At 67.9% G+C, this 13104-nt stretch carries 8 protein-coding genes and 1 tRNA gene; 5 read left to right on the forward strand and 4 right to left on the reverse strand.

The genetic code is table 11. The features are described 5' to 3' along the window. The first annotated feature begins 31 nt into the window (after positions 1-31). The gene (locus GA0070620_RS02130) at positions 32-2722 is read left to right on the forward strand and encodes an RICIN domain-containing protein (RefSeq protein WP_091587999.1); all 2691 of its coding nucleotides are present in this window, start codon (positions 32-34) and stop codon (positions 2720-2722) included. 95 nt (positions 2723-2817) lie between these two features. Next, a tRNA-Lys gene (locus GA0070620_RS02135) sits at positions 2818-2893 on the forward strand. Positions 2894-3344: 451 nt separating this feature from the next. Here the strand turns inward: GA0070620_RS02135 and GA0070620_RS02150 are convergent. Continuing rightward, positions 3345-4208 (reverse strand): helix-turn-helix transcriptional regulator, encoded by an 864-nt coding sequence (locus GA0070620_RS02150; RefSeq protein WP_091588004.1) that lies wholly within the window; start codon positions 4206-4208, stop codon positions 3345-3347. A gap of 206 nt (positions 4209-4414) precedes the next feature. On the opposite strand from GA0070620_RS02150, the gene GA0070620_RS02155 reads away from it, so the two are divergent. The 3 genes from GA0070620_RS02155 to GA0070620_RS02165 all read left to right on the forward strand — a co-directional run bounded on the left by GA0070620_RS02155 (position 4415) and on the right by GA0070620_RS02165 (position 9275). Further along, positions 4415-5287 carry an SDR family NAD(P)-dependent oxidoreductase gene (locus GA0070620_RS02155; protein ID WP_091588006.1) on the forward strand — a complete coding sequence of 291 codons (873 nt, stop codon included), beginning with the start codon at positions 4415-4417 and terminating at the stop codon, positions 5285-5287. A 223-nt stretch (positions 5288-5510) separates the two neighbouring features. Continuing rightward, on the forward strand, positions 5511-5930 hold the full coding sequence (locus GA0070620_RS02160; protein WP_231922159.1) for a carboxymuconolactone decarboxylase family protein: 420 nt from the start codon (positions 5511-5513) through the stop codon (positions 5928-5930). Positions 5931-6791: 861 nt separating this feature from the next. Further along, positions 6792-9275 (forward strand): M14 family metallopeptidase, encoded by a 2484-nt coding sequence (locus tag GA0070620_RS02165; protein ID WP_157741505.1) that lies wholly within the window; start codon positions 6792-6794, stop codon positions 9273-9275. 278 nt (positions 9276-9553) lie between these two features. Here the strand turns inward: GA0070620_RS02165 and GA0070620_RS02170 are convergent, their stop codons facing one another. The 3 genes from GA0070620_RS02170 to GA0070620_RS02185 all read right to left on the reverse strand — a co-directional run bounded on the left by GA0070620_RS02170 (position 9554) and on the right by GA0070620_RS02185 (position 13092). Further along, positions 9554-10129, reverse strand: a complete 576-nt coding sequence (locus tag GA0070620_RS02170) for a flavoprotein (protein WP_091597819.1) — start codon at positions 10127-10129, stop codon at positions 9554-9556. Next, complete coding sequence (locus GA0070620_RS02175) at positions 10126-11457, reverse strand: hypothetical protein (RefSeq protein WP_091588015.1); 1332 nt, start codon at positions 11455-11457, stop codon at positions 10126-10128. The genes GA0070620_RS02170 and GA0070620_RS02175 overlap by 4 nt, the downstream gene beginning before the upstream one ends. Before the next feature lie 432 nt (positions 11458-11889). Beyond that, positions 11890-13092 carry an IS110 family RNA-guided transposase gene (locus GA0070620_RS02185; RefSeq protein WP_091587764.1) on the reverse strand — a complete coding sequence of 401 codons (1203 nt, stop codon included), beginning with the start codon at positions 13090-13092 and terminating at the stop codon, positions 11890-11892. Positions 13093-13104: the final 12 nt, after the last annotated feature.

Raw genomic sequence — 13104 nt, forward strand, 5'->3', positions numbered from 1 at the left:
CCACGTCGACGGCACCTGAGAGGAGCAGTGCGTGAAAACGATCGTCTCCACCGCCCGCACGTCATTGTTGGCGGTCGCGGTGCTGGTCTCCGCCACGCTGCCGGCGGTGATGGCACACCAGACGGCGGCCTCCGCCGCGGTGCAACAGACCTTCTACGTCGCGCCCGGCGGCAGTGACACCAACCCCGGCACTCTCCAGTCCCCGTTCAAGACGCTGCAACGTGCCCGGGACGTCGTCCGCACGGTGAACGCGAACATGACCGGCGACATCAACGTGTACCTGCGCGGCGGGACCTATCCGATCAGCAGCACCGTCGAGTTCGGCGCCGCCGACTCCGGCACGAACGGATACCGGATCACGTACGCCGCGTACGCCAACGAGAGGCCGGTCCTCGACGGCGGAGTGCCGGTCACGGGCTGGACCCAGCACAGCGGCAACATCTGGAAGGCGCCCCTGGACCGCGCCAACAAACTCCGGGCGCTCTACGTCAACGACAAGCGCGCCCACATGGCGTCGAAGACGGTCAGCTCGGGCGGGTGCTACGGGACGTACGCCATCACCGCCGGTCAGGCCGCCTGGGCCTGGGAGTCCGGGTCGCAGTGCGACGGCGCCAGGTACAACCAGAACGACTTCCCGGCGATCGCGCGCAACCAGGACGACATCGAGATCGAGACGGGCACCACCTGGACCACCGCCATCGTGGGCGTCCGGCAGGTGACCACCGACGGCGGGACCCGGGTCGCACTGTTCCAGCAGCCCGGCGCGGCCATCGCCCAGGGGGCCTTCAACGGCAACGCTCAGGTCGGCGGCACCCACAAGCTCATGAACGCGTACGAGTTCCTGGACGCGCCCGGTGAGTTCTACTACGACAAGGGCACCAAGACGGTCTACTACTACAAGGCCAGCGCCGAGGACATGGCTACCGCGACCGTCTACGCGCCGAACAACGTCACCACGGTGCTGCGGGTCGCCGGCACCTCGACGACCAACCACGCCCGCAACATCACCTTCTCCGGTCTGACCGTGCAGCACTCCGACTGGAACCTCTTCAACGTCGCCGGCTCGTCCTTCAAGCAGGCGCAGCAGGGCAACCTCGGTGCGCAGGCGTACGCGAAGGGCAACTTCCACGTCTACTACTACCGCAACGTCGACGTCACGCCCGGCATCGTCCAGGTGCAGAACGCCGACGGGATCCTCCTGCAACGCAACCGGATCCAGCACACCGGTGCCGACGGCATCAGCATGGTCAACGACGTGCAGAACACGCAGTTGATCGGGAACTACACCAACGACATCGCCGGCTCCGCCATCGACGTCGGCCATCCCCAGCACGTCTACATCGGTGACGGCACGTCGAGCAACCGGGAGAAGTACCTCCCGCAGGTCGAGGGGTTGCCGAAGAACATTGAGATCAAGAACAACTACTTGTACGACAGCGCGGTCCTGTTCAACGGGCACAGCCCCATCTCGGCGTACTTCGTCGACACCCTGACGATCCAGCGCAACCGGATCGAGAAGGCCCCCTGGTCCGGCATCACGATGGGCTGGGGTTGGTGGAACTTCGACGGGTCGTCGGGCTCGATCGCGCCGAACCGGCCGACCACGACGGCGCGCAACAACACGATCAGCTACAACCACATCATCGACACGGTGCAGCGCCTCAGCGACACGGCGCCCATCTACACGCTCGGCAGCCAGCCCGGGACCACGATCACCAACAACTACCTCCAGGGCGTTCCTGCGGGCCACAAGTACGGGCTGCACCCGGACGAGGGGTCGGCGTTCATCACGTTCCGGGACAACGTGCTGAGCATCGACAAGAACGTCACCTGGATGATCAATTCCGACGACTTCGGCCGGAAGCACGACCTGAGCATCACGCAGATCTACGGCCCGATCAACAAGGTCTCGAACAAGAACCTGCCGAACAGCACCATCGGCGACATCCTCGTCTCCTCCGACTACGTCTGGCCGGCCGCGGCGTACGGCATCGCCGCCAACTCCGGCCTGGAGGACGCGTACCGGGACATCGCCCCGGCGAGCACCTTCTCCGCGCCGAACTACGTGCTGCCGGCCAGCACGTACGTCACCAGCGCGACGGCCTCGATCCCGATCCGCAGCACCGGCGACGCCACCAGGTCGGTCTGGCTGGCCCCCTCCGGGACCACCACCTTCACCGCCGGCCCGACGATGATCAGGGCGGTCGGCACCGCCACGTCCATCGCCGTGCCGACGGCGCCGGGGGAGTACCGGCTCTACGTCGTGGACGCCCAGGGCAACCGGTCCGCGGAGTCGACCTTCCTCGTCCGCCAGCAGAGCGGCGGCGGTCAGCAGGGCGCGCAACTCGTGGGCGGTCAGTCGGGCCGGTGCGTCGAGGTGCCCAACTCCAGCACCACCAACGGCACCCAGGTGCAGCTCTGGGACTGCGGCAGCGGCACCAACCAGCGGTGGACCTCCACCGCCGGCAAGCAACTGACGGTGTACGGCAACAAGTGCCTGGACGCCTCCGGGGCGGGCACGACCAACGGCACCCAGGTCATCATCTGGGACTGCCACGGCGGGCTCAACCAGCAGTGGAACGTCAACGCCAACGGCACCATCACCAACGCCCAGTCCGGGCTCTGCCTCGACGCCAATGGCGCCGCCACCGCCAACGGCACGAAGATCATCCTCTGGTCCTGCAACGGTGGCACCAACCAGCAGTGGAGCCTGCGGAGCTGACCGACCACCCCCGGGGCCGGGCCGACCCGGCCCGGCCCCGGGGCGGCCCGAACGCCGATCCGGGGACGTGTTAGTGTGCTCGCCGTTGTCAGTGCGCGCCGCTAGCTCAACTGGCAGAGCAGCGGACTCTTAATCCGCGGGTTCGGGGTTCGAGTCCCTGGCGGCGCACCAACGATCAAGGCCCTGCCCTGGCACTTCTGTGCCTGCCAGGGCCCTTTTCGTGCTCCTGGCCGGGACCTGGGTGATCGACGGGTGCTCGGGAGCCGTTGGACGGTTCCGTGCCGGGGTGGACAGGGCGCCCTGCTTGCGGATAAATCCGGCACTGCGGAGCGCGGTGACGAGGTTGGTGAGGGTGAGCCCGGTCGCTATCTCGTCGTCCATGATGAGGACGCGCTGACCCTTGAAGCGGCCGTAGGCGAACACCTCGAGTCGGCGAGCGTGAGGTTCGTGGGAGACGAGCTTCTCCAGCAGGTCGAGGTTGACCTTCCAGGCGATGCGGTAGTGGCTGCCGCTCGCCCCAGGCCACAATTTGTGATCGATCACGACGCGCACGACCCGGCCACGGGTCGGGTCTACAACCACGATGCTGGATTCGAGGCAGGGCATTTTCGGAACGGGGATTTCAAGCCACCGGCGTGTTCGCCCACTGGGCGAGCAACTTCAGTGCCTCGTGGGATGAGCTGTCTGGTTCGGCGGTGAACACCACGAGGTGCTGGTCGGGCTTGCCGCTGACGTCGAATTGCTGTGAATCGAGGGTGAGTGGGCCGACCAGTGGGTGCTGGTAAATCTTGCGGCGCAGCGTGGCGCCGGTCACGAGGTGGCCGCCCCACCATGTGCGAAAGTCCGCGTCTTTGACGGAGAGAGTCCCGACAAGTTCGGCCAGGCGCTGATCGTTCGGGTAGTTCCGGGCCTCCATGCGTAGATAGGCGACGCATTCCTGGGCGGCCCTGGCCCAGTCGGTGTTCAATTCCCGGTAACCCGGATCGAGGAAAGTGAGCCAGAGAAGGTTCCGGTGCCGCTCCGGCAGTGCCCCATAATCGGTGAACAAGGCAGCGGCCAGGGGATTCCAGGCGAGGATGTCCAGTCTCCGGCCGAATACGTAGGCGGGAACTTCGTACAGGCTATCGAGCAATCGCTGGGTCTGCGGGTCAACCCGCGACGTGGTCTGAGTACGGGATCCTGGGCGCTGTTTCTGCCCTGCGATCGAGTGCAAGTACTCCCGGCCGTCGCGGTCGAGACCAAGCGCGTCCGCGAGGGCGTCGAGGACCTCGGGTGACGCACTGGTGACGCGTCCCTGCTCGAGCCGGGCCAGATAGTCCGCGCTGACATTGGCCAGCTGGGCGACCTCTTCACGGCGCAGCCCGGGAACGCGGCGCCGTCGGCCGCCGTCGGGTAGGCCGACGTCGTCCGGCCGGATACGTGCACGACTGGCCCGCAGAAACTCGGCAAGCGGATTGCTCACGGCAGACGCCGGGCGATTGGACATGAAACCCAATCTACCCCCGGGCCTCGGCGGATACCTGGGACTGTCTTTCCCATGATGAACTTTCCCATGAAGAACCGAACCTGGCCGGCCCGATGAACCACGATGACACTTGGACGCATCAGCAAGCCACCACTTGCCCGGACAGCAGCAAAGCCCCTAGCGGGCACGAATGTCCGGGCGGGGACTAATAGGGGAGGAAGCGCTCCATGTCGAAAACAATCGTGGTGACCGGTACCGCGACTGGAATGGGCCGGGCCATCGTCAAGAAGTTCGCCGCCGAAGGCTGGAACGTGGTCGCGACGGTCCGCAAGGAGGCCGACCTGACCGTGCACGACGAGTTGGAGCGGGTCAGGACGCTGCTGCTGGACGTCGATGACGAGCAGGCGGCAGGGTCCTTCGCGCAGACCGCCGTGGAGCAGTTCGGACAGGTCGACGTATTGGTCAACAATGCGGGTTTCTACCAGATGGGGCCGGTGGAGGTGAGCAGCATGGACCAGATCCACCGGCAGTTCCAGACCAACGTGTTCGGACTGATCGCGCTCAGCCGGGCCTTCCTGCCGATCTTCCGCGCCCAGCGCTCCGGAACGATCATCAACATCTCCTCGTTGACCGCCGAGCAGGGTTATCCGTACAGCGCCGTCTACGCCGCCTCCAAGGCAGCCGTGGCGGCGCTCAGCGAGGGGATGAGCCTGGAGGTGGCCGCCTTCGGCATCGCGGTCAAGGCCGTCCTGCCCGGACAGCACTCCACCCGCATTTTCACGAAGATCGACATTGCGCAGGACGTCCCTGCGGACTATCAGGCTGGAATCGATGCGTTCTTCTCCAAGAACGCGCCAACCGGCTCCGACCCGTCGATCACCGCCGATGTCGTGTACCGAGCCGCCGTCGACGGGGACAACACCAAGGTACGTTACTACTCCGCGCCGGACTCGGCAGCCATTCCCAGGGCCAAGCAGATCCTGGGCACCGACGGCTACTGGGCGGAGTTCCGTAACGCCGTCCTCGCAAAGCCCAGTCCGCTGTTCACCGCGCTGATCCCGGCTCCGGGCGAGCAGCCGATTGATTGGCAGATCTCCTGACCACGCGCTGACTTCGCTTGGGGCAGCAGGCGGCTCGATCGGTTGGCCGGTCCCGGCAACCGCCACCGGGGCCGGCCAGCGGCCGTCAGCATGGCTCCCACAGCGAGACGCTGCCCGGTCCCGACATGCGACTTGATCAGCTCGACGGAGGTGACGATCCTCAGTCACCTTCGAGATGCCGGATCTCGCCTGCTTTGTCCTTATAGATGGAAGAGTGATTATCGTGACGACGAACCATCCGACAGACCCGGGGTATGCCGCCGCGCTGGACACGGCTGAGCGTCTGCTGGGCTTCCGCTTGGAGCGCTTTCTTGGCGCCACGCCGGGTGAGCCAGCTAACGGCGCAGACTTCAAACGGATCGCGACGATGCACGCCTTCGGCGACGTCTGGCCGCGCACCGAGCACCTAGATACACGGACGCGGGCACTGGTGTCCGTCACCATCGCGGCGACACTCGGCGTCCTGGAGCCCCTCCGTGGTCAACTTCGCATCGCGCTCAACGCCGGCGCCGCCAAGGAAGAGATCGTCGAAGTCTTTCTTCAGGTCGCGGCCTACGCTGGCGTAGCACGCGCGTTCGACGGCTACCAGGTCGCGGCTCAGGTCTTCGCAGAGAACCCGCAACGCTCAGACCCTGGTAAGTAAGGGGTTCAGGGGTCAGGCCCGGTCCGGTTGGACCGGGCCTGACCCCTTCCGGCCAGCGCCATGAGCCGGACGAAGTGCCGGTTAAGGTTCCGCGGCTCGATGGGGTATCGATGCCGGTTGTGAAGACCAGGTCGAAGTCCAACCGCCGGCCAACTCGGCTGGCTTCCGTGTCGGCTCCGCCGCGATGTGCGGGTGCTCGTCGGGTGCTCGCTCGCCGGGGACAGGTAGTTAGCGGTTGGCACCCAGCGGCCGCAGACGCTGGATCAGCACGGGCACGTGGGACCGTCGATGCCACGTGGGACCCATGAACACGACATAGGCGGGGCTCTTAATCCGCGGGTTCGGGGTTCGAGTCCCTGGCGGCGCACCAACGATCAAGGTCCTGACCTGGTGGCTCACACCGGGTCGAGGCCCTTTCGCGTCTGCCGGCGGGTGTTGGTGGCTCGGTGGGTGCTCGGGAGCCGTTGGACCGGGTCGGCGTTGCCCGGACTGCACGCGGGTCTCGTCTACGTGCGGCGCGCACCGTTGGTTCGTTCCGGAGTCGATGGGCCGGACGTGTCCGGAACGTCAGGCGAGAGCCTCGTCGCCCATGAGCGGCCGGACGGCGTGCCGACGCCGGATCAACCGCATCCGGTCACCGGGGCTCGGCGAGGGGCGGGCGACGCGGCCGACCTCGCGACGCCTCAAGTAATGCTCAAATTACTTCGATCCAGGCCGATGCGGCCGCCGACGCGCATACGCTCACCGGACTCGCGCACGACCCTTGGACCTTCTCGCCACGCCGACCATCGCCACGCCCAGGTTGCGCGAGCGTCAACCGTCCATCCTATGTGGACTACTGCGAGCATGAAGGAGGGGAGTATGCGACGCACACCACGACGCATCGCGTTCGTGGCGCTGCCCGCCCTGATGGCGGGTGTCCTCGTGTCGACCGGGCCCGCGGGCGCGGATCCCACGGGAACGAGCACCACTGTCGGCTCTGCCCGAGCCGAGCTGGAGAGCCGGGACGAGGTCCGCCGCGTACGCGTCAGGCTGGCGGGCGCCGACCTGCTGGACAAGGTCGTCGCCGCCGGCTTCGACCTCGACCACGGCCTGCGGCGCGTGCCGACCGGCATCGAGGGGGAGGTGGTGGTCACCGCCGGGGAGATCGCCGAACTGACGGCGATGGGCGTCGAGGTCCTCGGCGACGATGAGGGCTTCGCCTGGAGTGACGAGGCCGACGGCGGCATCCAGGTCAACGCCGCCGTCCGCACCGCGCAGCCGGCCAGCCACGAGGCGACGGTACGGATCGCCCGTGCCGACTGGTTCACCACCAAGGGCCAGGGCTTCCTGTACGTCGAGGCGCGCACCACCGAGGGGCAGCAGGAAGAGCCCGTCGTCGAGATGCAGCTCGAGAACGACTCGGGCAGAGGCACGTCCTTCGGCTTCCCCCGGACGATGAGCCGGTTCGTCGACTCGGGGCAGTACATGTTCCACAGGAACCTGTTCAAGCTCGACGCCCGCCCGAACCAGATCCGGGTCACCAGCTCGACGGGCGGTGTCGCCACCGGCGCGGTCTCCGACTGGCTGGAGGACGCGCCGCCGCCGCTGACGGCGAACCCGTCCTACAAATCGGACTTCGTGGACGGCTACAAGCACCCGCAGCAGCTCTACAGCCGCGCCCGGGAGATCGCCCGCCAGTACCCGGACATCGCCGAGATCGTCTACCTGCCGAACCAGACGAACGGCTACCAGCGCAAGGCGCAGGCCACGATCGGCGGCACGGGGCAGTCGGCGGTCGTGGTCAGCTCGGCCGCCTGGGGTCACGAGGGCGGCAACGACGTCACAGTCGAGTTCGTGGACCGCTCGGAGGCGGATCTTCCGCTCGCCGTGGAGGTCGCGGGTACGGCGGTCCGCGTCCTGCTCGCCACTGATGCCTCCGGTGCGCCGGCGAGTACGGCCACCGAGGTGGCGGACGCGCTGCGTACCCGGTCGCAGGGTGTCATCGACCGCGCGCACCCGTACCGGACGAACGCGGGCACCGGCATCGTCGCGCCGACAGCCGGCCCGGTGGCGCTGTCCGACTTCCTCGACCAGAAGCGTGTCGGCGCGCCGGAGGGTGAGGTGCCTCGGGGTCCGGTCACGATTCCCGTCCTGCGCATCGGCAAGCACCGCGACGGTACGAAGCCCGGCGTCCTGATCCAGGCGCAGGACCACGCCCGCGAGTGGGTGCCGGCGACGACCAGCCTGGAGTCGGCCGAGCGTCTGGTGCACAACTACCGCTCCGACCGGGAGACGAAGAAGATCGTCGACAACACCGACGTCTTCTTCATCCTCTCCAACAACCCCGACGGGGCGAACTACAGCTTTTACAACTTCGCCTCGCAGCGGAAGAACATGACGAACCACTGCCCGGACGCGGCGGCCGACCCGGGGCAGCGGAACTCCTGGGGCGTCGACCTGAACCGGAACTACCGGGTCGCGTCGGGTCACGACGGCTACGCGGGTGGGTCGACCAACTGCGTCAGCGGCACCTACCAGGGGCCGGAGGAGCTGTCCGAGCCCGAGTCGAAGAACATCATCTGGCTGGTCGAGAAGTACTCGAACATCAAGTTCATGATGTCGGTGCACTCCAACGGCGGTCAGTTGTTCTGGCAGCCCGGCGCGTACATCGCGGACGGGCGGATCACCACGCCGCGCCCACCGCTTGGTGACGAGGCGTTCTACTGGCAGTCGGCGGCCCGGATCCTGTCGCAGGTCAAGGCGCACCGGGAGACAGTCGTCACGCCGGAGAACGTCGGCGGCTCCTCCGACGTCCTCTACTCCTCCGCCGGCAACGTGCGCGAGGACCTGTACTACACCTACGGGATCTACGCCTTCGGTTGGGAGGTCGGCGGCTCCGTTTACAACCCGGCCACGGGGGGATGGCAGGGCGGCTCGTTCCAGCCGGAGTGGACGGGGAACCCCGAGCTGGTCAGCGGCCACGCCGAGACGATGGAGTACGCCAACGGGATCATGGAGATGTTCCGGGTCGCGGCGGACTGGGGCCGGGACCGGAAGAACCCGACATCGCAGCTCGTTCCCGGCGCGGGGACCTACCGCGGGCCGGTGGACGTACGCTTCGAGACCAGCGAGCCGGCCACGATCTACTACACGACCGACGGCAGCCGTCCCACGCTCCAGTCGCCGCGCTACGCGGCCACCGAGTTCCGGGAGCCGGGGCAGGTGTTCCACGTGACCGAGACGACGACGTTCCGTTGGTTCTCGGTGGACAGCGCCGGCAACATCGAGAAGAACTACGACCCGACGAAGAACGACAGACGCAACAACTACCGTACGGCGACGATCAAGATCGCCAAGAGGTAGTAAGGACCAGGTGATCATTGCCCCGCCGGTGCCTTCACCCGCGCCGGCGGGGCAATGATCAATCAGGCCGCGTCCTCGACCGCCGTGGACAGGTCCTCGTCTGGTGGGTAGGCGGCGCGCATGCCCGGGAGCGAGGATTCGGCCGCCGATCTGGACCCGGCATCACACGGGCGGTCTCGCGCCGACCGGGTGTTCGCCATATCGCGGCGGGGCTCGCCTTACCAAGAGCCCGTCTTCTGTCGACGGGCATCCGGTGGCAGACGGCGGCACACAGGTATTCAGAGTTGGCCGGTAGCGGCCGTTCGGGGTTCCTGGGCGAGTTGGGCGGCTGTGTCGAAGGCCACCGTCCAGGGGAAGGCTTTCTGCTGCTCGTTGCCGCTGCCGGGCGGATGCGGTTCCCATTGGTCGTCGGGACCGAGCAGGACGCGGACCCCTTCGTCGCGGAGGTTGGCTACGGCGTGCCGGAACGGCGCCCGTGCGGCGAGGGCGGCGTTGACGAACGGGACGATGACGGTCGGCACCTGCCGTCCGATCAGCTCGGCGACCGAGGTCATGGCGTAGTTGTCGGCCAGGCCGAGGGCGATCTTGTTGATCGAGTTGTAGGTCGCGGGAGCGATGACCAGGGCGTCGGTTGCGGGAAGCGACCGCCGGGTGCCCGGCGACGACTGGTAGGTCGACCGGACCGGATGACCGGTGAGGCTCTCGAGCGACTGCGGTTCGATGAAGTTCATCGCGCTCGGCGTGGCCGTGACCGCTGCTGTCCAGGATTGACTCTGTGCAGCCCTGACGAGCTTGGATACCTCGGCGGCCGGATCGGCGCCGCAGACGACGATCTGGAGATGGCCGCCGGTCACCACTGGATCCCAGCGCTCCGGGCGAAACCAACGGCGGCGGTACGAACAGAGCCCGTGGCGAGCATGGCGAGGTCGCCTGCAATGCGCTGGACCGCCGGTCGGCAACGGATCTCCTCGGGTGCCACCTCGTACGCGGTGCGCAGCGCGCTGAGTCCGTGCTCGTAGCGTCCCCACTGCGTGTAGGCGCGTGCCACGTCGACGTAGAGAGACGCCCGGCGCTCGGCCAGCCTCACCTTGTCCAGCGGAACGGTGCGGGCGATCGCGATGGCTGTTCCGGCGTCGCCGAGGGTCAGCGCGACGTGGATCCGGTGCAGCAGGACATTGGTGGCGCCGAAGCCGGTCCACCGGTCGTTGCCGTCGTAGCCGAGGCGAGTCGCAGCGTCGGTCGCCTCATCGAGCATCGCGTTCGCGGTGTCCCGGTCATCTCGACGGGCAGCGGCGATGGCCCCTCGAAGAACGAGGGCGCCGTAGACGGCCACCGCATCGGTCGACGTGAGGCGGGTGTCCCGGTCGAGCGAGCCGGCCGCGTTCGCGGCGAGGGTCACCGCCTGATCGTCGTGGCCACTGCCCATGAGTGCATGGGTCATGATCCGGGCGCTCGTGGCGATCGCCACCGGGTCCTGGCTCCTGGCCGCGGCGTGGGTGCTCCGTTCGGCTGCTACCAGGGCCATCCCGCGATCGCCCACCTTCAGCAGGACGCTGCCGACGACGTGGTACATGTCGGCGGCCAGAACCTCGACCCGTGGCCGCTGATCGCCCTCCGCGCCGGACTTCACCGGTTCGAGGGAGGGCAACAGCGTCACAAGCCGGTCGAGTACGCGCTCGTACCGGCAGGCCTGATAGTCGACCTTGGCGGCGGCGACGGCTTGAGTGAATTGCGGCATGGACAGCACCGCAGCGTCCGGTCGCGCGGGCGAGAGGAGCGCGTCGAGGAGCGGCGCGACGTTGGGCGCGGCGGCGACGCCGATGGCCGCCCCGCGTAGGAGATCTCTGCGTCGCACGTCACCATCCGAGCCGGAGTCGCCGTCTCTGTCAGTATCCGCATACGCGCCGCCATCCGGCCGCGCGGCACCCACAGCCGCACCGCTGGTGCCAACCGCGCGCAGCGCCTCGAAGCGTTCCCGCACCTCAGGTGTGGCCCGGGCCAGCACGGTGTCCAGCGCGGCCTGCATGTCCGCGCGGGGGAGCACGTTGTCGCCCTGGCTGCTCCACTTGGCCACGGTCCGCCGCGCCGCGCCGAGGTGCTCGGCGAAGGCGGTCACGCTCATCCGCAACGCATTCCGGAGCGCGTTCGCGTCCTGGCCGGTCCAGGTCGTCACCGGAGCCATCGCACGTCCTTCCGGAACGGACAGTCATCGGTGGAGGTGATGGTAGCCGCACGCGAGGTGACGGCAGGTGCACTGTGGGTGCACCGGTGAGGCATTCCGTCGGTCTGCCGGCCAAGCCAGCCTGGTTGTGCCGACGCGCCGGGTCCCTTAGCGGTGCGCCGGTGGCCAGCGGCAACCTCACGGCAGGGAGATCGAGATGGATGTGCCGATCGGCGACAGGTCGCACCGCGACCCGACGCAGCGGCAAGTGCGTGCGCCCGGCAGTCCGTCGGCCGTACGGGCGACTCCCCGTTCGCGTACCGCCACCAGGGCTGCGCGGATGGGTGATCGGCGGTCTGCTCCCAGCCGCCGTGATGCGGCGGCGGGCTCGCCCTTCGCCCGGCGAGCCCGCCGCTCATCGTCCCTGGCGGGGGTGGCAGCCTAATGACTGAGTCAAGCCGTGAGAGCGTGAGTGAGTCGGTAGGGCTGTCGGGTGCGCAGGATGGCGTGCAGGACGTTGATGCGTCGGCGGGCCAGGGCGATGAGGGCTTGGTGGTGTCGTTTGCCTTCGGCGCGTTTGCGGTCGTAGAAGGCGCGGCTGGCCGGGTCGCGTTGCAGGGCGCAGAACGCCGATTGGTAGAAGACCCGTTTGAGGGTTTTGTCGCCGCTGGTAGCGCGGCGCAGGTAGTGGACCTTGCCGGATTGCTGCAGGACTGGTGCGAGGCCGGCGGCGCTGGCGAGTTGGTCGCCGGTGGGGAATCGGGTGATGCCGCCTGCCACGGCGAGGAATTCGGCGGTGAGGGTGGCCCCCATCCCGGGCAGGGACTGGATGAGGGCCGCGTCAGGGTGGCGGTCGAGAGCGTCGTGGATGCGCTTGTCCAGGTCGGCGAGTTTGTCCCGGCAGGCGAGTACCTCGCGGGCGAGGTCGCGGACGATGTCCGCGGCGACGGCTTCGCCGGGCACGGTGACGTGTTGGGCGCCGGCGGCGGTCAGTGCCTTGTCGACCAGGGCGTCGATCACGGTGCTGTGGTGCCGGCCGGTGGTGCGCAGGTACTCGCTGATGCGGCGTCGGCCGGCTCGGCGGATCTCGGTCGGCGTGACGTAGCGGGCCAGCAGGGCCGTGTCGACTTTGTGGGTGGGGTCGACGACGCGCTCCAGACCGGGATGGATCGAGGCGAGCAGATCCCGCAGCCGGCCGATGCGGCGGGTCTGGTCGACCACCAGTTCCCGGCGGCGGCCCACCAGCAGCCGCAGCTCGCTGCCGGCTTCGGTGGCCGGTTCGACGGGACGCAGTTCGTCTGCGCGCAGCCGGATCTGATCGGCGATGACCTTGGCATCGCGCGGATCCGACTTGTGCTCACCCCCGCGGGTGGCACGGCGAGCCCGGTTGACCGCAAGACCGGAGACATGCACCAGGCGCAGGCCAGCGTCGACCAGCATGACCTGCAGCAGGCCGGCGATGCCACCGAGCACGTCGATGGCGACCGTGGCCGGCCCATACTCGGCCTGCACGGCTCGGATGTCGTCGATGAGCACCTGGATCGCCGACGGATCGTTGTCGACTTTCCGGCTGGCCAGGACCCGCCCCGTCTCGCTGTGCACGAGCGCAGCCCAGTGGAACTCCTTGGCCACGTCCACACCAACCGCGACCGCCATCTGACTCCCTTC

The organism is Micromonospora krabiensis (genome assembly GCF_900091425.1).
Classification (GTDB): Bacteria; Actinomycetota; Actinomycetes; order Mycobacteriales; family Micromonosporaceae; genus Micromonospora; species Micromonospora krabiensis.

Coding starts and splice junctions, on each gene's coding strand:
- GA0070620_RS02150 (WP_091588004.1), bottom strand. CDS start 4,208: ATGTCCAATCGCCCGGCGTCTGCCGTGAGCAATCCGCTTGCCGAGTTT.
- GA0070620_RS02155 (WP_091588006.1), top strand. CDS start 4,415: ATGTCGAAAACAATCGTGGTGACCGGTACCGCGACTGGAATGGGCCGG.
- GA0070620_RS02165 (WP_157741505.1), top strand. CDS start 6,792: ATGCGACGCACACCACGACGCATCGCGTTCGTGGCGCTGCCCGCCCTG.
- GA0070620_RS02175 (WP_091588015.1), bottom strand. CDS start 11,457: ATGGCTCCGGTGACGACCTGGACCGGCCAGGACGCGAACGCGCTCCGG.
- GA0070620_RS02185 (WP_091587764.1), bottom strand. CDS start 13,092: ATGGCGGTCGCGGTTGGTGTGGACGTGGCCAAGGAGTTCCACTGGGCT.